This window comes from Rhodoferax sp. (assembly GCF_012927445.1).
Lineage (GTDB): Bacteria > Pseudomonadota > Gammaproteobacteria > Burkholderiales > Burkholderiaceae_C > Rhodoferax.
Map to the genome: position 1 here is coordinate 209,177 of NZ_JABBPD010000007.1, position 23,164 is coordinate 232,340.

General features: G+C 61.9%; 24 protein-coding genes. 12 read left to right on the forward strand and 12 right to left on the reverse strand.

Annotated elements, in window-relative coordinates; all coding sequences use genetic code 11:
* Nucleotides 1-30: 30 nt before the first annotated feature.
* Together HHJ17_RS12715 and HHJ17_RS12720 are read right to left on the reverse strand one after the other, a co-directional pair.
* Nucleotides 31-681: a nitroreductase family protein gene (locus tag HHJ17_RS12715; RefSeq protein ID WP_296497143.1), complete on the reverse strand. Its 651-nt coding sequence runs from the start codon at nt 679-681 to the stop codon at nt 31-33.
* A 164-nt stretch (nt 682-845) separates the two neighbouring features.
* On the reverse strand, nt 846-1,382 hold the full coding sequence (locus HHJ17_RS12720) for a DsrE family protein (protein ID WP_296506009.1): 537 nt from the start codon (nt 1,380-1,382) through the stop codon (nt 846-848).
* A 171-nt stretch (nt 1,383-1,553) separates the two neighbouring features.
* Here HHJ17_RS12720 and HHJ17_RS12725 point away from each other — a divergent pair, with 171 nt between their 5' ends.
* From HHJ17_RS12725 to HHJ17_RS12750, 6 genes are all read left to right on the forward strand, one after another.
* Nucleotides 1,554-2,084 carry a sigma-70 family RNA polymerase sigma factor gene (locus HHJ17_RS12725; protein ID WP_296506012.1) on the forward strand — a complete coding sequence of 177 codons (531 nt, stop codon included), beginning with the start codon at nt 1,554-1,556 and terminating at the stop codon, nt 2,082-2,084.
* A 114-nt stretch (nt 2,085-2,198) separates the two neighbouring features.
* Nucleotides 2,199-3,245 (forward strand): permease, encoded by a 1,047-nt coding sequence (locus HHJ17_RS12730; protein WP_296506014.1) that lies wholly within the window; start codon nt 2,199-2,201, stop codon nt 3,243-3,245.
* Between the two features lie 43 nt (nt 3,246-3,288).
* Nucleotides 3,289-3,525, forward strand: a complete 237-nt coding sequence (locus tag HHJ17_RS12735) for a thioredoxin family protein (protein ID WP_296497134.1) — start codon at nt 3,289-3,291, stop codon at nt 3,523-3,525.
* Nucleotides 3,522-4,526: a cation diffusion facilitator family transporter gene (locus tag HHJ17_RS12740; RefSeq protein ID WP_296506017.1), complete on the forward strand. Its 1,005-nt coding sequence runs from the start codon at nt 3,522-3,524 to the stop codon at nt 4,524-4,526. The genes HHJ17_RS12735 and HHJ17_RS12740 overlap by 4 nt, the downstream gene beginning before the upstream one ends.
* The gene (locus tag HHJ17_RS12745) at nt 4,510-5,832 is read left to right on the forward strand and encodes a hypothetical protein (protein ID WP_296506019.1); all 1,323 of its coding nucleotides are present in this window, start codon (nt 4,510-4,512) and stop codon (nt 5,830-5,832) included. Before HHJ17_RS12740 ends, HHJ17_RS12745 begins: the two co-directional genes overlap by 17 nt.
* A gap of 105 nt (nt 5,833-5,937) precedes the next feature.
* The gene (locus HHJ17_RS12750) at nt 5,938-6,189 is read left to right on the forward strand and encodes a DUF2789 domain-containing protein (protein WP_296506021.1); all 252 of its coding nucleotides are present in this window, start codon (nt 5,938-5,940) and stop codon (nt 6,187-6,189) included.
* Between the two features lie 16 nt (nt 6,190-6,205).
* On the opposite strand, the gene HHJ17_RS12755 is transcribed toward HHJ17_RS12750, so the two are convergent.
* Both HHJ17_RS12755 and HHJ17_RS12760 read right to left on the reverse strand, forming a co-directional pair.
* Nucleotides 6,206-6,442 (reverse strand): thioredoxin family protein, encoded by a 237-nt coding sequence (locus HHJ17_RS12755; protein WP_296506022.1) that lies wholly within the window; start codon nt 6,440-6,442, stop codon nt 6,206-6,208.
* Between the two features lie 29 nt (nt 6,443-6,471).
* The gene (locus HHJ17_RS12760; protein ID WP_296506023.1) at nt 6,472-7,920 is read right to left on the reverse strand and encodes a permease; all 1,449 of its coding nucleotides are present in this window, start codon (nt 7,918-7,920) and stop codon (nt 6,472-6,474) included.
* 152 nt (nt 7,921-8,072) lie between these two features.
* Here HHJ17_RS12760 and HHJ17_RS12765 point away from each other — a divergent pair, with 152 nt between their 5' ends.
* From HHJ17_RS12765 to HHJ17_RS12780, 4 genes are read left to right on the forward strand one after another with little or no spacing between them, the layout of a single operon-like run.
* Nucleotides 8,073-11,579: an EAL domain-containing protein gene (locus HHJ17_RS12765; RefSeq protein WP_296506025.1), complete on the forward strand. Its 3,507-nt coding sequence runs from the start codon at nt 8,073-8,075 to the stop codon at nt 11,577-11,579.
* 43 nt (nt 11,580-11,622) lie between these two features.
* Nucleotides 11,623-12,876 (forward strand): MgtC/SapB family protein, encoded by a 1,254-nt coding sequence (locus HHJ17_RS12770; protein ID WP_296506027.1) that lies wholly within the window; start codon nt 11,623-11,625, stop codon nt 12,874-12,876.
* Nucleotides 12,873-13,418, forward strand: a complete 546-nt coding sequence (locus HHJ17_RS12775; protein WP_296506029.1) for a hypothetical protein — start codon at nt 12,873-12,875, stop codon at nt 13,416-13,418. Before HHJ17_RS12770 ends, HHJ17_RS12775 begins: the two co-directional genes overlap by 4 nt.
* Entirely contained in the window at nt 13,406-14,083 is a 678-nt protein-coding gene (locus HHJ17_RS12780) for a tRNA-uridine aminocarboxypropyltransferase (protein ID WP_296506031.1), read from the forward strand. Before HHJ17_RS12775 ends, HHJ17_RS12780 begins: the two co-directional genes overlap by 13 nt.
* Nucleotides 14,084-14,107: 24 nt before the next feature.
* Here the strand turns inward: HHJ17_RS12780 and ccoG are convergent, their stop codons facing one another.
* A complete protein-coding gene (gene ccoG, locus HHJ17_RS12785) occupies nt 14,108-15,556 on the reverse strand; it encodes a cytochrome c oxidase accessory protein CcoG (RefSeq protein ID WP_296506033.1) in 1,449 nt (482 codons plus the stop codon).
* Nucleotides 15,557-15,821: 265 nt separating this feature from the next.
* On the opposite strand from ccoG, the gene HHJ17_RS12790 reads away from it, so the two are divergent.
* Entirely contained in the window at nt 15,822-16,286 is a 465-nt protein-coding gene (locus tag HHJ17_RS12790) for a MarR family winged helix-turn-helix transcriptional regulator (RefSeq protein WP_296506035.1), read from the forward strand.
* A 10-nt stretch (nt 16,287-16,296) separates the two neighbouring features.
* Complete coding sequence (locus HHJ17_RS12795) at nt 16,297-17,661, forward strand: leucine-rich repeat-containing protein kinase family protein (protein ID WP_296506037.1); 1,365 nt, start codon at nt 16,297-16,299, stop codon at nt 17,659-17,661.
* 30 nt (nt 17,662-17,691) lie between these two features.
* Here the strand turns inward: HHJ17_RS12795 and HHJ17_RS12800 are convergent, their stop codons facing one another.
* The 7 genes from HHJ17_RS12800 to HHJ17_RS12830 form a co-directional block, all read right to left on the reverse strand.
* Nucleotides 17,692-18,039, reverse strand: a complete 348-nt coding sequence (locus tag HHJ17_RS12800) for an HPF/RaiA family ribosome-associated protein (protein WP_296506039.1) — start codon at nt 18,037-18,039, stop codon at nt 17,692-17,694.
* Nucleotides 18,040-18,183: 144 nt separating this feature from the next.
* Nucleotides 18,184-18,933 (reverse strand): arsenical resistance protein ArsH, encoded by a 750-nt coding sequence (arsH, locus tag HHJ17_RS12805; RefSeq protein ID WP_296506041.1) that lies wholly within the window; start codon nt 18,931-18,933, stop codon nt 18,184-18,186.
* A complete protein-coding gene (arsC, locus tag HHJ17_RS12810) occupies nt 18,911-19,333 on the reverse strand; it encodes an arsenate reductase (glutaredoxin) (protein WP_296506044.1) in 423 nt (140 codons plus the stop codon). Before arsC ends, arsH begins: the two co-directional genes overlap by 23 nt.
* 29 nt (nt 19,334-19,362) lie before the next feature.
* Nucleotides 19,363-20,430, reverse strand: a complete 1,068-nt coding sequence (gene arsB, locus HHJ17_RS12815; protein ID WP_296506046.1) for an ACR3 family arsenite efflux transporter — start codon at nt 20,428-20,430, stop codon at nt 19,363-19,365.
* Nucleotides 20,431-20,434: 4 nt separating this feature from the next.
* Nucleotides 20,435-20,935 carry an arsenate reductase ArsC gene (locus HHJ17_RS12820; RefSeq protein WP_296506047.1) on the reverse strand — a complete coding sequence of 167 codons (501 nt, stop codon included), beginning with the start codon at nt 20,933-20,935 and terminating at the stop codon, nt 20,435-20,437.
* Nucleotide 20,936: 1 nt separating this feature from the next.
* Nucleotides 20,937-22,736 carry an arsenical pump-driving ATPase gene (gene arsA / locus HHJ17_RS12825; protein WP_296506048.1) on the reverse strand — a complete coding sequence of 600 codons (1,800 nt, stop codon included), beginning with the start codon at nt 22,734-22,736 and terminating at the stop codon, nt 20,937-20,939.
* Nucleotides 22,737-22,805: 69 nt separating this feature from the next.
* Complete coding sequence (locus HHJ17_RS12830) at nt 22,806-23,162, reverse strand: helix-turn-helix transcriptional regulator (protein ID WP_296506049.1); 357 nt, start codon at nt 23,160-23,162, stop codon at nt 22,806-22,808.
* Nucleotides 23,163-23,164 lie beyond the last annotated feature (2 nt).

The window sequence follows — 23,164 nt, forward strand, 5'->3', positions numbered from 1 at the left end:
ATTTTGCCGTCAATCAGCACGGGGGCAGGTTCAGGCCAGTTCCGACACGTAGTCCGCCACCATCGGCCGCAGCCGTGGCGGTTTGTGTTTGCTCACTGTCCCGATGTTGATGCAGCACACCGCCTGTTCGTACTCGTGCAGGCCGAACAGGGTGCGCAGAGGCGGCGAGGCCAGCGCCTGGCCGCTGGTCAGGCCGGTGCCGAAACCGGCGGCATGGGCCGACAGCACGATGTTCTGAATCGCGCAGCCAAAGGACACCAGCCGCTCGGCATCGCTCACCTCCGCTTCACCCGCCTCGGGGTGTTGGGCACCCTGCGCCGGTGCACTGTCTTTCGGCGCGTTCGGGTCGGTCAGTCGCGCAATAGCCAGCATCAGAAACGGGGCGCGGTGCGCCTTCTCGCGCGCGCTGTCGATTTGTGCCGGGGTGGCGTTCGGGTCGCGCGCCAGCAGCGCCAGCCCAAACACCTCGGCCAGCTGCTCACGCCGGGCGGCCGGCACGATGACGAAGCGCCAGGGCAGCAACTGGCCGTGGTCCGGCGCGGCGGCCGCGGTGCCCAGAATGTCCTGCAGTTGTTGTGGCGAGGGGCCGGGCGCCAGCAGCCGCCGGGGCGAGACGTTTTGGCGCGAGTGGATCAGCGCGTTGGCAAATTCCGATAACTCTTTGCCAGTCGGGATGTCCATCAGGCGTTCCTTGGTTGAGTGCAGCAAGCGCGCGGTTTTGACAGCCGCGCAGTACGGCAAGTTTGCCCTACTGCGCCAGGTCGTGCCAGCAAGACCGTCGAACTGGCGGGAATCTCCCGCCAGACGCTGCGGGAGAAAATTTCGATCCGTTGAACAACGAACGTTTAACGAATCTTGTCGATGGAAAACCTTTTTTCATTCACCTGCGGCGTGATCAGGGCGTAGCCGCGGTTTTGCCAGTGCATCAGCTCGGTGATGGCCGAGGGTGTTACCTCTACAAAATCATGCAGGTCATTGGCGGTGTATTGGTAGTCCTGCATCGCCAGACCGCACACCTTGAACTTCACGCCCATGCCCGCGTAGTAGCGCATGCGTTGCACCACCTCGGTGTACTGCGCTTCGTTCTTGCGTGCCAGCGTCACAATCTCGGTGCCGTGCAGCAGCACGATGACGCTCATGTCTTCCGGAAACATGCTGTAGGGGGCCTCGGTCAGCGGGTTGACCAGGCTGCGCAACCAGTAGAGCGCAGACCCCAGTTTGGCCGGATCGTCCAGGTAGATATCCACCAGCGCTTTGGGATTCTGGTAAGGCGTCTGGATGAATTTCGCCTGCGCCATGGCGGGCGGGCTGGCCAGGCCACACAGCAGCGCGGCCGTTGTGCACAGGCGACCAAGAAACCAACGGGGGGTGAGGCGTCGCACGGCATTCTCCTTCGGAATAAAACTTGGCTGCTGGTGTCGGCCTTTCAGCCCGGCTTTTTCAGGTTATTGTTAGCTGGCAAGGCAATTTCTGCAAGGCCGGGGATTCCCGGGTTGTGAGCGAAAATAGTGCGACTTGCCGTCCGTGCCTGACAACTGTTGACTGGAGCCACGATGAATTGCCTGACCACTGCCTGGAGCGCCCACGAGCCCGAGTTACGCGGCTGGCTGCGGCGTCGGCTGGACAATCCGGCGGAGGCCGATGACCTGCTGCAGGACTTGTTTCTCAAAGCCCTGAGCCAGGGCGAGCAGTTTTGTTCCGTGCAAAACGCGCGCGCCTGGCTGTTCGAGGTGGCCCGCAACACGCTGGCCGATCGCCTGCGGGTGACGCGCGACACCCTGGCCTTGCCCGAGGACTTGCCGGCACCGGCGGACGAGCTCGATACGGTGGACACCCTGACCGCCTGCCTGACGCGCGTGCTCAGCGAGTTGAGTGCCGAAGACCGCGAGGCCATCACGCTGTGCGATCTGCAGGGCCTGTCGCAAGCCGAGTTTGCCCAGCGCCGCGGCCTGAGCCTGAGCGGCGCCAAGTCCCGCGTGCAGCGGGCGCGGCAACGCCTGCGCGAGCGCATGACGCAGGGCTGCCAGGTGCAGCTGAGCGAGTCCGGCCAGGTGAGCGACTTCGTGCCGCGCCCGTCCACCTGAAGATGCTATGTTTTTAATAGCTATCTGCGTAGGATCGACGGGGGCTTGCGGTCGATTTGATATATATTTCTATAAAAACTGCGTCTTTCGGCGTGCTGGTTCGTCTTCTTGGGTATGAATTCCAAAACTCTTACGCTGAAAAACTGGCCGGCGCGCCAGCCCCTGGCCTTCCTGCTGCTGGCGCTCGTGGCCTGGCTGGCGCTGTACCAAACGCTGATGCCGGCCTCGGAGGCGCTGGTGGCGGCTTTGCCGGTGGACCGCAGCAGCCACTTGGGCGGGGCCTTGCAGTTTTTCTTGTACGACACGCCCAAGGTGCTGTTGCTGCTGACCGGCGTGGTGTTCGTCATGGGCATGATCAACAGCTACTTCACGCCGGAGCGCACCCGCGCCTTGCTGGCCGGTCGCAGCGAGGGCGTGGCCAATGTGATGGCGGCGTCCTTGGGCATCGTGACCCCGTTTTGCTCGTGCTCGGCGGTGCCGCTGTTCATCGGTTTTGTGCAGGCCGGCGTGCCGCTGGGGGTGACGTTTTCGTTCCTGATCTCGGCGCCGATGGTCAACGAGGTGGCGCTCACCTTGCTGTTCGGCCTGTTTGGCTGGAAAGTGGCGCTGCTGTACCTCGGCCTGGGCCTGTCGGTGGCGATCGTGGCCGGCTGGATCATTGGCCGCCTGAAGATGGAAGCCTACCTGGAAGACTGGGTGCGCGACATGCCCCGGACCTCGGCCGCGTTTGAAGCGACCGGCCTGACGCTGGCGGACCGGCTGCAAGGCGGCTTCAATGCCGTGCGCGAGATTGTGGGCAAGGTCTGGCCCTACATCCTGGGCGGGATTGCCTTGGGCGCCTTGATCCACGGCTATGTGCCGGAAGATTTCATGGCCAGCTTCATGGGCCGCGACGCCTGGTGGTCGGTGCCGCTGGCCGTCATCATTGGCGTGCCGATGTACACCAACGCCGCCGGCATCATTCCGATCGTGCAGGCGCTGCTGGCCAAGGGCGCGGCCCTGGGCACGGTGCTGGCGTTCATGATGAGCGTGATTGCCTTGTCGCTGCCCGAGATGATCATCTTGCGCAAGGTGTTAAAAATCAGGCTGATTGCCACGTTTGTCGGCGTCGTGGCGAGCGGCATTTTGCTGGTCGGCTATGTCTTCAACGCCGTGCTGTAACGCGGCGCCCCTTTCATTTTTTACTTTCTCAGCAGGAACCCTCATGGACATCAAAGTACTCGGCACCGGTTGCACCAACTGCAAAAACACCGTTGCCCTCATCGAGCAGGTGGCCCAGGCCAAAGGCGTCACCATTCAGCTGCAAAAGGTGGAAGAGCTGCGCGACATCATGGGCTATGGCGTCATGAGCACGCCCGGCGTCGTCATCAACGGCAAAGTGGTGCACGCCGGCGGTGTGCCCAGCCGCGACAAGATTGAACAGTGGTTCACCGCGCAATGAGTGACGACCACGACCACGACCACGACCACGATCACGGCCATGCGCATGCGCACAGCCACGCCCCGGCCAACTTCAACCGCGCTTTTGCCATCGGCATTGTGCTCAACATCGTCTTTGTGGCGATTGAGGCGTTTTACGGCTGGCGCATCAACTCGCTCGCTTTGCTGGCCGATGCCGGTCACAACCTGAGTGACGTGGCCGGCCTGGTGCTGGCGTGGGGCGGCGCACTGGCCGGTCGCTTGCGACCGGATGCGCGGCACACCTACGGCTGGCAGCGGGCCTCGATCCTGGCGGCGTTCCTCAATGCGCTGCTGCTGTTGGTGGCGATGGGGTCGCTGGTGTGGGAAGCGGTGCATCGGCTGGCTTCGCCGCAGCCCATGGAGGGGCTGACCATCATGGCCGTGGCGGCGGTCGGCATCGTGGTCAACACCGCCACCGCGCTGCTCTTCATGCGCGGGCGGGAACAGGACTTGAACATCCGTGGCGCCTTCCTGCACATGGCGGCTGACGCCCTGGTGTCGGCCGGTGTCATGGTGGCGGGTGGTCTGGCCTTGTGGCTGGGCTGGAACTGGCTGGACCCGGTGATGAGCCTGTTGATTGCCGTTGTCATCGTGATCGGCACTTGGGATCTGTTCCGGCAGTCGCTGCACCTGCTGTTCGACGGAGTGCCCGACAGCGTGAATCCGCAAGCGGTGTACGACTTTCTGGCGGCACTGCCCGGCGTGGCGCGCGTGCATGATCTGCACATCTGGGCGACGGGCACGTCGCAAGTGGCCCTGACTGCGCATCTGGTGATGCCGCACGGGCATGCCGACGATGTTTTTCTGAAGCACGCGACCGATCAGTTGCACGCCCGCTTCGAGATCACGCATGTGACGTTGCAGGTGATGCAGGAGGCCTTCACCACGCCGTGTGCCGCACCACCGGACCTTGACGCCAGCGCCCGGCTGGCGGTTGAAATAACCGATGCGCACCCGGCGCACCATGGCCATGCCCACTGAGGCATCCCCCGTCACCTTGCCGCTCAACAGTTCGGCGGAAGCCCTGAACCGGGGCTGTTTTTGTCGCACCCTGAACCAGACCCGTTTGCAGGCGCACATTGAGGGCGATCCGAGCCTTCACGGGCTACTGCACAACATCGCGCAGACGCGGCCGCACCTGTTCTCGTCCACGGTGGTGTTTCTCTCCAGCGCGATGGAACAACAGATCACGGCCACCGTGGCGGCGATCGAGCGCGTCGCTGCGCTGCCGGCCTATCGGGCCCAGGCCTTGGCGCGCGCGCCGGCCATCGCGCAGCAGGCATTGGGTCCGCTCGGTGCCTGCATGGGTTATGACTTTCATCTGGAAGCCGGCGGCCCCAAGCTGATCGAGATCAACACCAACGCCGGCGGTGCCTTGCTCAATGCCGCGCTGGCACGCGCGCAACAGACCTGTTGCGCGGCGATGGACTGGGCCTTCACGCCCAATGCCCGCCTTGACTCGTTGGAGCAGACGTTTTTTGACATGTTCCTGGCCGAATGGCGCCGCCAGCGCGGCAACCCGCCGCTGGGCTCGGTCGTCATCGTGGACGACGATCCGGCTGCGCAATACCTGGCGCCGGAGTTTGAGATGTTCCGGCAACTGTTTCAGCGCCAGGGCGTGGCCGCCAGCATTGCCGACCCGAGCGAACTGGTGTGGCGAGACGGCCGGCTGTGGCACCGGGACGCGCCGGTGGACTTGGTCTACAACCGCCTGACCGATTTTTATCTGGCGGAACCGGCGCACCAGGCTTTGCAAAGCGCCTATGCGGCCGGTGCCGTGGTCCTGACACCCGACCCGCACGCCCATGCCATGTACGCCGACAAACGCAACCTCATCGCCCTCAGCGAGGACGAGTTGCTGGCCGCCTGGGGCGTTTCAGCCGCCGACCGCTGCCTGCTCGCGGCGGGCGTGCCGCAGACCCGGCTGGTGACGCCGGAGCGTGCCGATGCGTTGTGGGCGCAGCGCCGCCAGCTCTTTTTCAAGCCGGTGGCCGGCTTTGGCGCCAAGGCCGCTTACCGCGGCGACAAGCTGACGCGCCGGGTCTGGGGCGAGATTCTGGCCGGCGACTTTGTGGCGCAGGCGCTGGTGCCGCCGAGCGAACGCCTGATTGAAGTCGACGGTGTCCAGGCCGATCTCAAGTTCGATATTCGCGCCTACACCTACGCCGGCCAGGTGCAACTGCTGGCGGCCCGCATGTACACGGGGCAGACGACCAACTTCCGCACGCAAGGCGGCGGCTTTGCCCCGGTGATCGTGGTGCCGCCCGACCGAGTGGCTCATGTGTGAAGTGTTCGACGGCAGGGCCCCGAATTTTGACAACCATCAACAAGACCGAAAGCTCAGCCGCGTTCTCCAGTCCAAAAAATCACTGGAAATGCTGTAATAGTCACCATGAATACGCCACTACACCATTTCTCAGAGCTTTTTGCCCAATTGGGCCTGCCAGCCGATGAGCAGGAAATTCGGCAATTTATTGCGACGCACACGCCGCTGGCCGAAAACATCGCGCTCGCGGATGCGCCCTTCTGGACCAAGCCCCAGGCCGCCTTCCTGCGCGAAGAAATTCTCAAGGATGCCGACTGGGCGGAGCTGGTTGACCAGCTGAATGTGGCGCTTCGAGCGGCACCCTCCAAAGGCCTCTGAGCGGACGCGCCGGCGGTCAGGCGGTCAGCCACTGCCGGACTTCGGCCTGGGTCGGAATGCGGCCGCTGCTGACCAGCTTGTCGTTGATCACCAACCCGGGCGTGGACAACAGGTCATAGGTCATGATGGTTTTCATGTCGGTGACTTTGATGAACTCGGCCTCCAGGCCGGCGCTGGCGGCGGCCTCGCGCGCCACGGCTTCCAGCTTTTTGCAATTGGCGCAGCCGGAACCCAGAATCTTGACGGTCAACATACTGTTTCTCCTTAGGAATCACCAGGGTTTCACGTCGCCTGCGTGGCGCGCTGTTGCCGACGCTGCAACCAGGCGAGGGCGACGGTGAGCGTCGCGGCAAAGGCGGCCAGGCCCAACATCAGCCAGAGCAGGCTGACCCCATCCACCCACATGCCGTACAGCAGTCCGGCGCTGATGCTGAACATCGCCACCCCGCCAACATAAGTCAGGGTTTTGCGGCGGCCAATGACGGCGGCCACCATCAGGATGCTTTGCAGGCTCAACTCCGGGTCGGCCATCAGGTAGGCCAGCAGCGGGCCGCGGTGCATGCCGAGGTCCAGAAACATGCGTGCCACCGGCACTTCCACCAGCGTGGGAAAGTACATGAACACACCAAAGACGACGGCCACCGCATTGGCCAGCAGGTTGTTCTTGCCGGCCAGCGCCTGAATCCATTCCGGCTGGATCAGCTGCCGGATAACACCGACCACAAACACCCCCACCACCAGCAACAAAAAGATCTGTTTCACAAAGCGCCAGGATTCCCACAACCAGGCCTGCCAGTCATTGGCGTTCAGACGCCGGGCATAGTGCAGCACCGCCCACAGGGCCAGCGCGACGGCAAACAGGCGGCCGGTCAGGGCCAATTCCAGCCCGTCGGCACGCGGGGTGAAACGCAACGCCGCCACGGCCAGGGTGGCGGCGGCCAGCCCCAGGGTGGTCCAGGTCCAGCGGTTCGCGCCTTCGACGATGTTCTCCAGGCCCTTGTAGGCGGTCGCACCCATCAGCAACAACAGCACGATCAGCAACGAGCCCTGCACGCTCACGCCCTCCTCCCCCTTGGCCGCATCGAATGGCACCCAGTGGAGCAGCGTGGCTTGCCAGGCCTCCATCCAGGGCAATGGCAGGTGCACGGTGGCCAGCGTGGCAGTCAGCGGCCACAGCTTTAGCGTGCCGGCGATCAGCAAGGCCACCAGCGCCAGCAGCACGCCGGTGGCGGCGGGGCCGACGCTGGCCTGATTGGCAAACAAGGCATCGGTTTGCGCGTCGTGGCGGGCGTCATCGCGCCAAAACAGCAGCGCCATCAACAAGCCAATGCCGATGCCAAAAAACAGGCTCAGTACAAACCGCGCAAAGGCGAACTCGACCCCCAGGATGCTGCCGGTGTAGGCCAGCGCCAGGATGTTGCCCGCAGGCGCAAAGAACAAAAAAGTGATGGCCGGACCGAGGCCCGCGCCCTTGCGGTAAATGCCCGCGAACAGCGGCACGATGGTGCAGGAGCAGACCGCCAGCAGCGAGCCTGCGGCGGCGGCGGCCGGATACGACACCTGGCGCGGCGTGCTGCGCCCCAGCCAACGGGTGATGCTGGCCTTGGGGATCAGCGCCGCCATGGCGCCGGCGATGAAAAACGCCGGCAGCAGGCACAACAGCACATGGGCCGCCAGGTAGGCGGCCAGGTTGCCCAAGCCACCGTTCAACAACTGCAAGACCAAACTCATGGGCCAATCGCTCCGGGAGACGTTGGCCGCATCATCTTCTCGCCCAAGGGTTCATGTCTTGAGTAGTATCAAGTCATGCTGATTGAAGATAATCGCCTTCAACGCATTGGCCAATCCGCTATCTTTACCTGGCAACTGATTAATCAAGCCCCATGAACTTTCGTATCCTTCAGTTGCAGTCACTCAAGACCAGAGTGACCTTTTTCACGCTGGCCATTTTTCTGATCGGCCTCTGGTCGCTGGCGTTCTATGCCAGCCGGATGCTGCGGGAAGATATGCAGCGCCTGTTGGGCGAACAGCAATTCTCGGCGGTTTCTATTTTGGCCGCCGAGGTCAATCAAGAGCTGGAAGACCGGTTGAAAGCGCTGGAAACCGTCGCCGGCAGCATGACCCCGGCCATGCTGGGCCATGCACCTGCCATGCAGGCGCTATTGACACAAAACGCCGTTTTTCAGGCGTTCTTCAGCGGCGGCATTTTCGTCGTCCAACGGGATGGCACGGCGATGGCCTCGCTGCCGCTTTCAACCGAACGGGTCGGTGTCAATTTCATGGACCGCGATTACATCGCCACCGCACTCCAGGATGGGAAATCGACGCTGAGCAAACCGGCCCTCGGCAAAGTGCTTCAGACGCCGGTTTTCGCCATGGCGACCCCCATTCGCGATCCTCAGGGCAAGGTCATTGGCGCCTTGGCGGGTGTGGTTGACCTGAGCAAACCCAATTTTCTGGACCGGATTACCAACAGCAACTACGGGAAGTCGGGCGTCTACCTGATTGCGGCGCCTCAGCACAATCTGTTTGTCACCGCCTCTGACAAAAGCCGCATCATGCGGGCGCTGCCTGCGCCTGGCCTTAACCCGATGCACGACAAATACGCCAAGGGTTACGAGGGTTACGGCACGCTGGTCAATTTCCGTGGCGAGGAGGAGTTAACGGCGGCCAAAGGCATTCCGGTGGCCGGCTGGTTCATGGGTATAGCGCTACCGGCCGCCGAAGCCTTTGCCCCGATTCGGGCCATGCAGCAGCGCATGCTGTGGGCTACGTTTCTCCTGTCGCTGCTGGCGGGGGGGCTGACCTGGTGGCTGTTACGGCGCCAGCTCTCACCGATGCTGGCGGCCGTCAAAACGCTGGCCACGCTGTCGAATTCAAAGCAGCCCCCGTCACCCTTGCCCATCGCCACGCAAGACGAAATCGGCGAACTGATTGGGGGCTTTAATCGTCTGCTGGAAACCCTGGGGCAACGGGAGGCCGTACTGAGACAAATCCTTGATACCTCCAGCGTGGCAATTTTTCTGGTCGATAAAACAGGGCGCATCGTGCAAGCCAACCAGTGCATGGCCGAGATGTTTGGATGGTCGCTGGATGCACTGGAAGGGCGTGAGTACGTCGCCCTGGTCCACCCCGCGGAACGCGAGCTAGGTCGGCAGAAGATGCTGGCATTGCTGGCCAGCGCCGTCACCTCGGTGGATTTGGAGCGACTTTATTGGCGGGCTGACCAATCTGAATTCTGCGGCCACCTGACGGGCCGGCGTTTCTACGACGCCAACGGTGAGGCGCAGGGTTTGGTGGGCGTCATTGCGGATATCACACAGCGCAAACAGGCCGAAGAAAAACTGCACCTCGCCGCCAGCGTCTTCACCCATGCCCGTGAGGGCATCATGATTACCACCGCGGACGGCACGATCATCGACGTCAACGACGCCTTCAGCCGCATCACCGGCTACAGCCGTGATGAAGTCCAGGGCAATAATCCGCGCATCTTGAGCTCCGGTCGTCATTTGACAGAGTTTTATGCCGCCATGTGGGGCGCTCTGATAGAGAAAGGCCACTGGTATGGCGAAATCTGGAACCGGCGCAAAAACGGCGAGGTCTACGTCGAGATGCAAACCATCAGCGCCGTGCGCGATGCCCAGGATAACGCTCTGCAGTATGTGGCGCTGTCCACCGACATCACCGCGCTCAAGGCGTACCAAAGTCAGCTGGAGCATATTGCGCACTATGACGCGCTAACCAGCCTGCCCAACCGCGTGTTGCTGGGGGATCGCTTGCACCAGGCCATCGCGCAGACCCAGCGCCGTGGGCAGCGGCTGGCGGTCGCCTATCTTGACCTGGATGGTTTCAAGGCCATCAATGACCGCCATGGCCATGAGGCCGGTGACCAGTTGCTGATCGCCTTGGCCGCCCGCATGAAGGAGTCGCTGCGCGAAGGCGACACGCTGGCCCGAATGGGCGGCGACGAGTTTGTCGCGGTGCTGCTCGACTTGTCGGAGGTGGCCGACAGTGTGCCGATGCTGAACCGCTTGTTGGCCGCGGCGGCGCAACCGGTGCATTTTGGCGAGGCCGTGCTGCAGGTTTCGGCCAGTCTGGGGGTCACTTTCTTCCCGCAGGCAGAAGACGCCGATGCGGATCAATTGTTGCGCCAGGCCGACCAGGCCATGTACCAGGCCAAACAGGCGGGCAGGAACCGTTACCACGTCTTTGATGCTGAGCAGGACCGCAGCGTGCGCGGTCATCACGAAAGCGTGGAGCGTATTCGCAAGGGGCTCACCGAGCATGAATTCGTGCTGTATTACCAGCCCAAGGTGAACATGCGCAAAGGCACCGTCATTGGTGTCGAGGCCCTGATTCGCTGGCAACATCCGGACAAAGGCCTGCTGGCCCCGGCGATGTTCCTGCCGGTCATTGAGACTCATCCGCTGGCGATTGAACTGGGCGAGTGGGTGATCGACACCGCCCTGCGCCAGATGACGCAATGGCAGGCGGACGGACTGGCTATTCCGGTCAGCGTCAATATCGGCGCCCGTCAGTTGCAGCAGACCGACTTCGTCGAACGTCTGCGCCAGATTCTGGTGGCGCACCCCAAGGTCAGACCGGGTGACCTTGAACTGGAGGTGCTGGAAACGAGCGCACTGGAAGATCTGGTGCACGTCTCCCAAGTTATTCAGGCCTGCCGGGAAATCGGGGTCACATTTGCATTGGACGACTTTGGCACGGGCTATTCTTCACTGACCTATCTGAAGCGTCTGCCGGTGACCCAGCTCAAGATCGATCAGAGTTTTGTGCGCGACATGCTGGACGATCCGGATGATCTGGCTATTCTGGAGGGGGTGATTGGCCTGGCCAGCGCTTTTCGCCGTCAGGTCATTGCCGAAGGGGTAGAGACCGTGGAACACGGAACGATGCTGCTGCAACTGGGCTGCGATTTCGCCCAGGGTTATGGTATTGCCCGCCCCATGCCGGTCAGTGAGTTGCCCGGTTGGACCCAGGCCTGGCGCACCGATCCGGCCTGGGTCAACCAGCCTTGCGTCAGCCGCGACGATTTACCCCTGTTGTTTGCCAGCGCTGAACACCGCGCCTGGATTTTGGCCATCGACGCGTGCCTCAAAGGGACGTGTGAAACACGGCCGCCACTGGATATCCATCAGTGCCGTTTCGGCGCATGGATGGCAAACGAGGGGCTGGCCCGCCATGCTGCCCAGCCGACCTTTACCGCCATCGATTCGCTGCACCGGCAGGCGCATACGCTGGCGGCCGAATTACTGGAACTGCAAGCTCAAGGCAAGAATCTGGAGGCGCTGCAGAGATTGGGTGAGCTCCATGGTCTGCGAGACGCTTTGCTTGCGCAACTCCAGGCGCTGGTTCAGCTGGGCCGACGGTAGGCGTAGACTGAGCTGATAACCCTTTAGTTGCCCAGGAAACCTCATGGAAGATCCTCATTTAGCGCTTCGTTTTGCCGTGGCCATTGGACTCGGTGTGCTGCTGGGGCTTGAACGTGAGCGCACCAAAAGCGAGGACGGCGGCGCCGGCGTGCGCACCTTTGCACTCATCTCGCTCAGCGGCGCCATCGCGGGCTATCTGGGCGAGAACCTGGGGCTGGATTGGCTGGCGGTGGCGATGTTCTTCGCCATCACCGTACTCATCGTCGGGATGTATGTGGTGACGGCGCAGCGCGGTGATACCGGCATTACCACCGAGGTGTCGGCGTTGCTGGCTTTTCTGCTGGGCCTGCTTTGTGCCCACGGCCAACTGCAGCTGGCGAGCTGGGTGGCGGTGGCGATGGCCTTGCTGCTAGCACTGAAAGACTGGCTGCATCAGCTCGCCAGCCGCATCAACGCCACGGACGTTGAGGCCACCCTCAAGTTCAGCATTGTCACGCTCATCATCTTGCCGCTGGTGCCAGATATCAACTACGGGCCGCCGCCGCTGGACGTGATCAACCCCTACAAGATCTGGCTGATGGTGGTGTTGATCTCGGCCCTTAACTTCAGCAGTTACCTGCTGATCAAGATCGTTGGCGTCGAGCATGGCGTCGGCCTGACAGGGCTGCTGGGCGGGTTGGCCTCCAGCACGGCGGTCACCCTCGGGTTTTCACAACGCAGCCGACAAGCGGGCGAGGATGCCTCGTCGCTGGCGCTAGGCATCGTGCTCGCCTGGACGGTGATGTTTTTCCGCGTCGCCATCATGACGGCGCTGATCAGCTGGGAACTTGGTCGCCAGATCGCCTTCCCGATTGGGCTTTTGTGCGTGGCGAGCTTGGGCGCATGTTATTGGTTGTGGCAGCGCAATAAACGCCGCGAGCGCGGTGAGGTGAAGCCCGGCAGCAATCCTTTTGCGCTGGATGAGGCCATCAAGTTTGGCTTGTTGTTTGGCGTGGTGTTGCTGGTCTCCAGGGCGGCGCAAGTCTATCTCGGAGAAGCGGGCTTGTACCTTGCCGCTGCCGTCGCAGGCTTGACCGACGTTGATGCCATCACGCTCGCCATGGTCAACCTGGCCCAGAGCGATGCCCGAAATTTGCAGGTCGCAGCGCGCGCCATTGTCATTGCCGTCATGGCCAACACCTTGACCAAGAGCGTCATGGCGGTTGGCCTGGGCTCACCCGAACTGCGTCGTATCACGCTGCCGATTGCGGTGCTGCTGATGATCACGGGCACCGCGGGCGTGTTGCTGCTGGTATGAAAAAAAGCACGCCTCCCGTCCACCAGATCGAGTTGCGCATCGTCGAGCTCTCGGAGTTGTTCAATTCGATGGACCCGACGCCGTTTCATCACCGCGACCTTGATATTGATGCGCAAGAGTTCCTGGAAAGTTGGGCGCTGGAGTTTCCGCAGGGCAGTCACTTTCGGATCATTGTCCACATCGAAAAGATGCCGAAGGAAGACCCGGCACCGCTGGTCGCCGAGGCGATTCACAACTATTTTCAATACAAAGTCGTGCTGCTGAAACGCAATCTGCGCGTGCTGCTGCAGGAGGGACGCACCAGCCTGTTGATCGGGCTGTGCTTTCTGGCGCTGTGTCTGTTGGGCGCTGATGCGCTGGCCGGTTTTTCGAACAACACTTTTCTCCGGGTCTTGAAGGAAAGCCTGCTCATTGGGGGCTGGGTCGCCATGTGGCGGCCGATGCAGATTTTTCTGTACGACTGGTGGCCGATGGTGCGGCGCGGCCGGATCTACAGCAACCTGGGACGCGCCAGCGTGCATGTGGCACCGTGGAAAGACTAGGGGTGCAGCCCTCCGGAACCGCCGCATCCCGCAGCAAACGCTGCATCTGCGCGATCTGCCTGCGACCGCAAAGCACCTGCATTTGCCATTGGATTACACCAACGGAACATGCGGTTGAGGTGGTGGTTTTGCAGCATCCGCTGGAGGTGGCAAATGCCAAAGGCAGCGCGCGGTTGTTGCATCTGAGTCTGCCGCACAGCCGGCTGGTGACAGGCGAAGTGTTTGTCGAGCAGGCGCTGCAAGCCCTGTTGACGGCCCCACTGCAACCGCAGGCCGCAACGCACAACCCGAAGCAGGCGATTCTGCTGTATCCGGAGACACCGGAAGATCCGGCGCGAGGCCTGTCGGCGTCGCCTGTTTTAGCGCCGGCCTTGTTGCGCGATCCCTCGCAATTGCGCCTGATCGTGCTGGATGGCACCTGGCGCAAAAGCCGCAAGATGCTTTACCTCAACCCGCTGCTGCAACACCTCCCGCGTCTGCCGCTGCGCGACATGCCCGCTTCGCACTACCTGATCCGCAAAGCGCATCGCCCCGATCAACTGTCCACGCTGGAGGCGACCTGCGCGGCGTTGATGCAGCTGGAGGGACGCGCCGCACCGTTTCAGCCCTTGCTGACGGCGTTTGATGGCTTTGTGGCGCAGCAGTTGGGCTATCGGGACCAATAGTCTGGCGGATGCTTGCGAAAAGCTTTAGCGCGGTACTAAAAACACCGATTTTTCAATGAGGTGTCCGGGCGAGTCCAGCGCGTCAATTTCGAACTGCATGACGTGTGAGCCTGGGGTGGCGGCATCAAACGGCAGTTGCACCCGCACCGGCAACCAGCGCGCCTCGGTGGCTTCCACGGTGACGACATTTTCGGAACTCAGCACCAGACCGGGCAGACCCGTCGCGGTGATTTTGTACCGGTGGGTCGATTCGGTCGCGTTCATCACCTGGAGTCGATACACATTTTCGATCGTGCCGCCCGCCACAATGCGCGTCATGACGCCCCGATCGCGCACCACATCGACCTTGAACGGCGTGCGCAACGACAGACTGACCACCATGGCCAGCACCATGGTGCCCAGCACGGCGGCATAAATCAGCACGCGCGGCCTGAGCACATGACGCAGGGTTTTGGCTTGGCTCCAGTGCTGGCTCATGGCGTTTTCAGTGGTGTACCGGATCAGCCCGCGTTCGTAGCCCATTTTGTCCATGACCGTGTCGCAGACATCGACGCAGGCACCGCAGCCAATGCAATCGTGCTGCAGACCGTTGCGAATATCGATACCGGTCGGACAGACTTGAACACACAGGGTGCAGTCCACACAGGCGCCCAGGCTTAACGTGGAGAGTTCATCCTTGCGTGACCGGTTACCCCGTGGTTCACCGCGTTCCTTGTCGTAGGTGACGATCAGGGTGTCGTTGTCAAACATGACGCTTTGAAATTGCGCATACGGGCACATGTGTTTGCAAATCTGTTCACGCATGAACCCCGCATTGCCGTAGGTGGCAAAGCCGTAGAAAAAAGTCCAGAAGACTTCCCATGAATTCACGCTCATCTGCAAAAACTCGCCACCCAGTTCCTGGATCGGCGTGAAATAGCCGACAAAGGTAAAACCAGTCCACAGCGCCACGGCCAGCCACAGCAAATGTTTGGTACTTTTGCGCAGCACCTTGTTCGCGGACATCGGCTGCGCATCACGGCGCATGCGGGCCGAGCGCTCCCCTTCGACCTTCTTTTCGATCCAGAGAAAAATCTCGGTGTAGACCGTTTGCGGACAGGCATAACCGCACCACAAACGGCCGGCCACCGCGGTGAACAGAAACAGCGACAGGGCGGAGATCACCAGAATACCGGCGAGATAAATAAAATCTTGCGGGTACAGCACCAAGCCAAAGATGTAGAAACGCCGGGTGCCGAGATCGAACAGCACCGCTTGGCGCTGCCCCCACTCGAGCCACGGCATGCCATAAAACACCAGCTGGGTCAGGAACACCATGCCCCAGCGCCAGCGCGCGAACAGACCGGAGACACTGCGCGGATAGATCTTCTTGTCGCTCGCATAAAGAGAGAGCAAAGCCTCGTCGCCTTCAAATGCCTGGCCAATGGGTATGTACCCCTCTTGCGGGAGGATGGGGATGACTTTGCGGGTCATCGTTTCATTCTTGTTCAAAGGCGATCTTTCTGAGAGTCGGTTTTTGAAATGCATACGAAATAGCACCGCGATAAGGTGGGCTTTCAATCAGATAGTCCGACCGGTCGGTGATGACATTCGTCGCCATCACTTGTTGCGCCTTGGCAGATCTGTCTGCTCGTGGTGTGAGAGCCTATTTGCGCCCGGGTGGGGCGATTGAGCGGGCTCCGAATGTATCACAATATGATATATATTTATAATGGAACCTCTCAATAACCCTTTGCCCATGATCCCATTGCCTACCGCCCCTTTAAAGAAATCGCAATACGAAGCGCTCTCGGAGTTTCGTTATCAATTGCGACGCTTTCTCCATTTCAGTGAGACGGCGGCCAAGGAGGCCGGACTGACGCCTTTGCAATATCTCTTGATGTTGCACGTGCGCGGTTTCCCCGGCCGTGATTGGGCCACGGTGAATGAGCTGTCCGATCGTCTGCAAATGCAGCACCATGGCGTGGTCGCGCTGCTGACGCGCTGTGAAGAGGCCGGCTTGGTGCTGCGCCAGAAAAGCAAGACCGATCGGCGCATGGTCGAGGTCCATCTGCAGGCCAAAGGCGCGGCGCAACTGGAACGTCTGGCCGCGCTGCACGATGCGGAGTTGCGCTCGTTGGGCGATACGTTTCAGGTGGCGCGCATCACCGCGTTCAATGATGCGGATGCGGATGCGCAGTGCAAGCCCGGGCGAGACGCATGAGGCGTTTTCCATGAACACCCTTGAGCTACTTTGCGCCGGAAAACTGGCCGGAACCCAGCGCCTGAAATTAGCGTGTGGACTGGCAGAATTTCCGCGTGAGATTTTTGATCTCGCCGATACCCTGGAAATCCTCGACCTGTCCGGCAATGCGCTGTCCACATTACCGGATGACCTGCCCAGGTTGCACCGGTTACGCATCCTGTTTTGTTCCGACAATCAATTCACCGCATTGCCGGCCGTGCTCGGGCAATGTGCGCAACTCGCCATGGTGGGCTTCAAGGCCAACCAGATCCGGACCGTCTCCGGCGCAGCACTGCCCCTCGCGTTGCGCTGGCTGATCCTTACCGACAACCAGATCGAAGAACTGCCGGCCGACATCGGGCGTTGCGCCCAGTTGCAAAAACTCATGCTGGCCGGTAACCGCTTGCCGGCCTTGCCGCCCGCGATGGCGGCCTGCACCCAACTGGAGTTATTGCGCATTTCGGCCAACCAGCTGACCGAACTCCCTGCTTGGCTGCTCACGCTGCCCAAACTGTCCTGGCTGGCCTATGCGGGGAATCCGTTTTGCGAGAACAGGGAGGTGACGGCTTTCAGCGCGCCGCCCCTGACCAGCATCCATTGGGACCAGTTAACGCTGCAGCATCAACTGGGTGAAGGCGCATCCGGCGTGATCCACCAGGCGCAGTGGCGGCGCCGCGCGGGTGCGCAACAAGTGGCGGTCAAGCTTTTCAAGGGTGAGGTCACCAGCGATGGTTTGCCGCAAAGCGAAATGAGGGCCTGCATCAGCGCTGGCACACACGCGCACCTGATCCCGATCCTCGGCCAAGTGCATGATCACCCGGCCGGTGTGAGTGGCATGGTCATGTCTTTGATTGACCCGGCCTTTCGCAATTTGGCCGGACCGCCCAGCCTGGATTCCTGTACCCGCGATATCTACGCCGCGGACACCACGTTTGAGTTAACGACGGTGATGCGCATGGCGCTCGGCATCGCGTCGGCGGCGCGGCATCTGCACGCACAAGGCCTGATGCATGGCGATTTGTACGCTCACAATATCTTGCACGCGGGTCAAGGCCGGGCTTTGCTGGGTGATTTTGGCGCCGCTTCTTTTCTGGCACCGCAGGACCGGCAACAGGCCATTGCGCTTCAACGTCTTGAAGTGCGTGCCTTTGCCTGTCTGCTGGAAGAGTTGCTGGAGCGCTGTAGCGCCGTGGCTGACGCACGCCTCACGATGGAGGCGCTGGTCAAATTGAAAACAGCTTGTATGCAAGAACTAACGAGCGAACGCCCATTATTTGACGCGGTCGAACAGGTTCTGATGAAGCTGGCGCGATCTCATCAAGAACGGCAATCTGAATCAGCGACCGCTTCGTAAAGCGGCGCTTTTCAGGTGCGACAGAACTGATTATTCGACGTCGTTGGGCAGTGGCGCACTGCGGCGGGGATCGTGTTTGGACAAGGCCGTGTCGACCGCACGTTTCAACTTGCTGACGGCGCCCTGGATCGCCTGATGGGCCGTGCCGGACTGGTCTTTCACGATGACCGGTTCGCGTCCTACCAGTCTGGCTTCCAGCGTGCAATGAATCTCGTTCGGACTGGTCTTGACATGGCTGTTGACATCGGAGAGATGTGCCTCTACCCGCGTGATTTGGTCGCGAAAACGGCCGAGTGCATCCGTCACCACTGTCTTCAAGTGGTCGGCCATCAGGTGGTCTCCGTCGATGTTCGGGTCGGTGTTCAACAAAATTTGCATAAGATTTCTCCGGGATAGTCTGAGCGCGCTATACAAGCGCGTACGGGCGGCAGTGATGACTGGCAATTTGCGTCAGTCACCGTTGAACAATTATGCGCCGATGTGCGCCGTCCCTGGCAAGACCTTGTCGTCCATAAGGAGCCGTCAGAGGGCGGGCTGGTTCACCCGTTTGGACAGTTCCTCGGCGCTCTCTTTGCGCTCGCTGTAACGGTCGACCAGGTAGGGTGCCAGGTCCCGCGTCAGCAGGGTGAACTTGACCAGTTCCTCCATCACGTCCACCACCCGGTCAAAGTAGGCGGACGGTTTCATGCGCCCGGCCTCATCAAACTCCAGGAAGGCCTTGGCGACCGAGGACTGATTCGGGATGGTCAGCATGCGCATCCAGCGACCCAGCACGCGCAACTGGTTGACGGCATTGAAAGATTGCGAACCACCACAGACCTGCATCACGGCCAGCGTCTTGCCCTGGGTGGGTCGCACGGCGCCCACGGACAGGGGAATCCAGTCGATCTGGCTTTTCATGATGCCGGTCATGGCACCATGCCGCTCAGGGGAGCACCACACCATGCCTTCCGCCCATTGGGCCAGCGCCCGTAACTCCGCCACTTTAGGGTGATTCTCCGGCGCGTCGTCGGGCAGCGGCAGGCCACTGGGGTTGAAGATTTTGACCTCACCGCCCATGGCTGTCAGCAAGCGAGCGGCCTCCTCGGTCAGCAAGCGGCTGAACGAGCGCTCGCGCAGTGAGCCATACAGCAGCAGGAAGCGGGGCGCATGAGCAGCAGTTTCTGCCGGGCGCAGCCGATTGAGATCAGGGACGTTAAATAACGCGGCGTTGAGTTGCGGCAAGTCAGACAACAGGGTGGACAGGGCGTCAGACACGTTGGCCCTTCTCATTGATAACCGCTTCGCCGTCTTCCTTGGTGAAAGCGCCCAATTGCGGCTGCGGCAAGAGGTCCAGCACCGCCTCAGACGGGCGACACAGACGCGTGCCCAGCAGGGTAACCACAATCGGGCGATTGATCAGAATCGGGTGCGCCAGCATGGCGTCGATCAGGGCGTCATCGCTCCATGTCGGATTGCCCAAATCCAGTTCCTGGTAGATCGTTTCCTTGGCACGCATCACCTCGCGCACCGGCATCCCCATGGATGCAATCAGCGCCACCAACTCGGTGCGGCTGGGCGGTGTTTCCAGGTAAGGAATGACGTGGGGCTCGGCGCCCGTGTTGCGAATCAGCGCCAGTGTGTTGCGCGAGGTGCCGCATTGGGGGTTGTGATAAATCGTGATGGGGTTCATGGTGTTTTTTCTTTCAAAGGCGCCGCCGTTCAGCCGCGCTCGTACCAGCCCTTGGAGTTGTTGACGATATAAACCACCAGCAGCATCACCGGCACTTCAATCAACACGCCCACCACCGTCGCCAATGCGGCACCGGAGTTGAAGCCAAACAGGCTGATGGCGGCGGCGACCGCCAGCTCGAAGAAGTTGGAGGCGCCAATCAGCGCCGACGGGCAGGCAATGTTGTGCTTTTCACCCACGGCGCGGTTGAGCCAGTAGGCCAGGGCCGAGTTGAAAAACACCTGGATCAAAATCGGCACCGCCAGCAAGGCAATCACCAGCGGCTGCTTCAAAATCGCTTCACCCTGAAAGGCGAACAACAACACCAGCGTGGCCAGCAAGGCCGCGATCGACCAGGGGCCGATCTTGTGCATGGCGGCGTCAAAGGCGGCGTGTCCCTTGGCCATCAAGGCCTTGCGCCACACTTGCGCCAGCAGCACCGGAATCACGATGTACAAGCCCACTGAGATCAGCAGCGTGGCCCACGGCACGGTGATGGCCGAGATGCCGAGCAAAAAGGCCACCAGCGGCGCGAAGGCGATCACCATGATGCTGTCGTTCAGCGCCACTTGCGACAGCGTGAACAAGGGGTCGCCGCCGGTCAGCCGGCTCCAGACAAACACCATGGCGGTGCAGGGTGCGGCGGCCAGCAGGATCAGGCCGGCGATATAGCTATCCAACTGGTCGGCCGGCAGCAGCGGTGCAAACAAATGGCGGATGAACAGCCAGCCGAGAAACGCCATGGTGAACGGCTTGACCAACCAGTTGACGAACAGCGTGACGCCAATGCCCTTCACATGCTGGCGCACCTCGTGCAGCGCGCCAAAATCGACCTTGACCAGCATCGGAATGATCATGACCCAGATCAGCACGCCGACCGGCAGGTTGACGTTGGCCACTTCCATGCGGCCAATGGCCTGGAACAGGTCGGGCAGCAGTTGGCCGAGCCCGATGCCGACTACGATGCACAGAAACACCCACACCGTCAGGTAGCGCTCGAACACGCTCATCGGCGCGCCTGCTGCCTGCTTGGCAGTCATTTCACATTGAACACTCATGGCGTTATGCCTGGTCCAAGTCGCGGGCCGAGCTTTGCAGCAAGGTCTTTTCCAGCTTCGCGGCGGGCAGGCTGGTCAGCAATTCCAGCCGTCGCTTGAGCGCGTGCAGCGTCAAGCGAAAGGCTTCCAGCTTCTGCGCCTCTGTGCCATGGCCGGCCGAGGGGTCGGGGTAGCCCCAGTGCGCGGTGGCCGGCTGGCCGGGCCAGTAGGGGCAGACCTCGCCGGCCGCGTTGTCGCAGACGGTGATCACCAGGTCCATGTGCGGCGCTTGCGGAGTGGCAAATTCATCCCAGGTCTTGCTGCGCAGACCGGCCGTGGCCATGCCGGCGTTTTGCAGTACCTGCAAACCCAGCGGGTTGGGCTGCTGGTTGTCGCGCGGGTGGCTGCCGGCTGAATAGGCCTTGAAACGCCCGTGGCCGATGTGGTTGAGGATGGCTTCGGCCAGGATGCTGCGCGCTGAGTTGTGGGTACACAAGAACAGGACGTTGAGAACTTTGTCTGTCATGTCAGATTTCCTTGGAGGTGAAGGTGGTTGCAGTCGAATGACCAGCCAGCTGCATGAGGCGGTCCACGCCAATCGGCTCCTCTTTCAGGAGTGGAACCAAGGCGTAGCGGCGGGCGTGCCGGGTGGCCACCGACGCGATCTCCACCCGTTCGTTGTGGGCGCGCTGGCGCAATAACGGGGCAGTAATCGGTGCGCTGAGCGAGGCCGCTGCCACGCTGTTGTTGATGATCCAGGCCCAGGGTGCAATGCCGGCGCGCTGCAGGTCGGCCTGCAGGTTGGCGGCTTCCAGCACCGGCGTGGTTTCCGCCAGCGTCACCAGCAGCACCTTGGTTTGTTTCGGGTCTTGCAGTTGCATCATCGGCGTGGTGAAGTGCAGGCCGGTGCCTTTCATCTGGCGTGCGATGTCGCGGTGGTAGGCGCCGGTGGCGTCCAGCAGCAACAGGGTGTGGCCGGTGGGCGCGGTGTCCATCACGACAAACTTTTTACCGGCCTCGCGAATCACGCGCGCGAAGGCCTGGAACACGGCAATCTCTTCGGTGCAGGGTGAGCGCAGGTCTTCTTCCAGCAAGGCGCGGCCGGCCGCGTCCAGCTTGGCGCCTTTGCTGACCAGCACCTGCTCGCGGTAGCGCTCAGTCACTTCATGCGGATCGATGCGGCTCACCGTCAGGTGTTCCAGCGTGCCGTGCAGGGTGTCGACTAGGTGCGCAGCCGGGTCCGAGGTGGTCAGGTGAACCGGCCATCCACGATGCGCCAGCTGCACCGCCACTGCCGCCGCCAGCGTGGTTTTGCCGACGCCGCCCTTGCCCATCAGCATGACCAGACCGTGGCCGTCGGCAGCTATCTCATCGACCAGTTGCGACAGGCTGGGCGCGTCGAGCGGGGTCGGCTCCGGCGTGACGGCGGCTTGGAGCGGTGCATTGCTGGTCAGCAATTGGCGCAGGGCGTCCAGCCCCACCAAGTCGAACGCTTTGAGCGCGATCTGGTCCGTCGGCAGGGTTTGCAGCAGGACCGGCATGCCGGCCAGCGCGGCCAGTTCTCGCTGGCAGATGGCGGCCGCCAACGGATCTTGATCGACCTCGGTCGGCGGAAACACGCCGTTGATCACCAGAAACTGTTTGGACAGGCCAATCGCGGCGAGTTCGACATGGGTGCGCGCCGCCTCGCGCAAGGTGGCTTGCTGGGCACGCGCCACCAGCACCAGGCGGGTTCGCTCGGGGTCGGCCAGCGCATCCACCGCCGCCTTGTACTGGGCGCGCTGCTTCTCCAGCCCGGCCAGCGGACCGAGACACGAAGCATCGCCCTTGCCCTCGTCCAGAAATCCGCTCCAGGCGCCCGGCAGTTGCAACAGCCGGATCGTGTGGCCGGTGGGCGCGGTGTCGAAAATGATGTGCTCAAAATCGTGCGTCAACGCGGCGTCGGTCAGCAGGGCGGTGAACTCGTCAAAGGCGGCGATCTCGGTGGTGCAGGCGCCGGACAGTTGCTCCTCGATGCCTTTCACCACCGCCTCCGGCAGCACCCCGCGCACCGGCCCGACGATGCGGTCGCGGTAGGCTTGCGCCGCGGCTTGGGGATCAATCTCCAGCGCCGACAGGTTGGCGACGGCCGGGATGGCGGTGATCTGGTTGCCGATCGTGATGCCAAAGACCTGCCCGACGTTGGAGGCCGGATCGGTGCTGACCAGCAGCACGCGCTTGTTGGCCGCCGCCAGCTGGACCGCGGTGGCGCAGGCGATCGAGGTCTTGCCGACGCCGCCCTTGCCGGTGAAGAACAGAAAACGGGGCGGTTGTTCGAGAAACTGCATGGGGTGATCTCCTGGGGCAAACATCGACAGGTGGGGTTTAACCGCAACGTCCGCTGAGGCGCTGGCGCTTCAGGCTGGCGTCGGAATGGCGGACGCGGTCTGGCAGCTGAGCGGCGGACAAAGTTCGGCGCATTGCTCCGGATGGCCGGCGCAACATTCTTCGGTCAAATAAGCGATCAAGTCGTGCATCAGCGCCAGGTTGGCGCGGTAGCGCTGAAAGCGCCCTTCTTGCACCACGGCGACCAGTTGCGCATGGGTCAGCGCCTTCAGGTGAAACGACAGATTGGTCGGCGGCACTGCCAGCGTGCTGGAAATTTCACCGGCGACCAGACCCTCCGGCCCGACTTTGACCAGCAGCCGGTAGATGTCCAAACGCACGCCGGAGGAGAGCGATTCAAAAACGGCAAGGGCTGACAATTTATCCATGT

What these genes read in the sequence shown, in the direction of transcription:
- HHJ17_RS12715 (WP_296497143.1), bottom strand. Translation starts at nt 681, where the DNA reads ATGGACATCCCGACTGGCAAAGAGTTATCGGAATTTGCCAACGCGCTG.
- HHJ17_RS12725 (WP_296506012.1), top strand. Translation starts at nt 1,554, where the DNA reads ATGAATTGCCTGACCACTGCCTGGAGCGCCCACGAGCCCGAGTTACGC.
- HHJ17_RS12730 (WP_296506014.1), top strand. Translation starts at nt 2,199, where the DNA reads ATGAATTCCAAAACTCTTACGCTGAAAAACTGGCCGGCGCGCCAGCCC.
- HHJ17_RS12735 (WP_296497134.1), top strand. Translation starts at nt 3,289, where the DNA reads ATGGACATCAAAGTACTCGGCACCGGTTGCACCAACTGCAAAAACACC.
- HHJ17_RS12740 (WP_296506017.1), top strand. Translation starts at nt 3,522, where the DNA reads ATGAGTGACGACCACGACCACGACCACGACCACGATCACGGCCATGCG.
- HHJ17_RS12745 (WP_296506019.1), top strand. Translation starts at nt 4,510, where the DNA reads ATGGCCATGCCCACTGAGGCATCCCCCGTCACCTTGCCGCTCAACAGT.
- HHJ17_RS12750 (WP_296506021.1), top strand. Translation starts at nt 5,938, where the DNA reads ATGAATACGCCACTACACCATTTCTCAGAGCTTTTTGCCCAATTGGGC.
- HHJ17_RS12755 (WP_296506022.1), bottom strand. Translation starts at nt 6,442, where the DNA reads ATGTTGACCGTCAAGATTCTGGGTTCCGGCTGCGCCAATTGCAAAAAG.
- HHJ17_RS12760 (WP_296506023.1), bottom strand. Translation starts at nt 7,920, where the DNA reads ATGAGTTTGGTCTTGCAGTTGTTGAACGGTGGCTTGGGCAACCTGGCC.
- HHJ17_RS12765 (WP_296506025.1), top strand. Translation starts at nt 8,073, where the DNA reads ATGAACTTTCGTATCCTTCAGTTGCAGTCACTCAAGACCAGAGTGACC.
- HHJ17_RS12770 (WP_296506027.1), top strand. Translation starts at nt 11,623, where the DNA reads ATGGAAGATCCTCATTTAGCGCTTCGTTTTGCCGTGGCCATTGGACTC.
- HHJ17_RS12775 (WP_296506029.1), top strand. Translation starts at nt 12,873, where the DNA reads ATGAAAAAAAGCACGCCTCCCGTCCACCAGATCGAGTTGCGCATCGTC.
- ccoG (WP_296506033.1), bottom strand. Translation starts at nt 15,556, where the DNA reads ATGACCCGCAAAGTCATCCCCATCCTCCCGCAAGAGGGGTACATACCC.
- HHJ17_RS12790 (WP_296506035.1), top strand. Translation starts at nt 15,822, where the DNA reads ATGATCCCATTGCCTACCGCCCCTTTAAAGAAATCGCAATACGAAGCG.
- HHJ17_RS12795 (WP_296506037.1), top strand. Translation starts at nt 16,297, where the DNA reads ATGAACACCCTTGAGCTACTTTGCGCCGGAAAACTGGCCGGAACCCAG.
- HHJ17_RS12800 (WP_296506039.1), bottom strand. Translation starts at nt 18,039, where the DNA reads ATGCAAATTTTGTTGAACACCGACCCGAACATCGACGGAGACCACCTG.
- arsH (WP_296506041.1), bottom strand. Translation starts at nt 18,933, where the DNA reads ATGAGAAGGGCCAACGTGTCTGACGCCCTGTCCACCCTGTTGTCTGAC.
- arsC (WP_296506044.1), bottom strand. Translation starts at nt 19,333, where the DNA reads ATGAACCCCATCACGATTTATCACAACCCCCAATGCGGCACCTCGCGC.
- arsB (WP_296506046.1), bottom strand. Translation starts at nt 20,430, where the DNA reads ATGAGTGTTCAATGTGAAATGACTGCCAAGCAGGCAGCAGGCGCGCCG.
- HHJ17_RS12820 (WP_296506047.1), bottom strand. Translation starts at nt 20,935, where the DNA reads ATGACAGACAAAGTTCTCAACGTCCTGTTCTTGTGTACCCACAACTCA.
- arsA (WP_296506048.1), bottom strand. Translation starts at nt 22,736, where the DNA reads ATGCAGTTTCTCGAACAACCGCCCCGTTTTCTGTTCTTCACCGGCAAG.
- HHJ17_RS12830 (WP_296506049.1), bottom strand. Translation starts at nt 23,162, where the DNA reads ATGGATAAATTGTCAGCCCTTGCCGTTTTTGAATCGCTCTCCTCCGGC.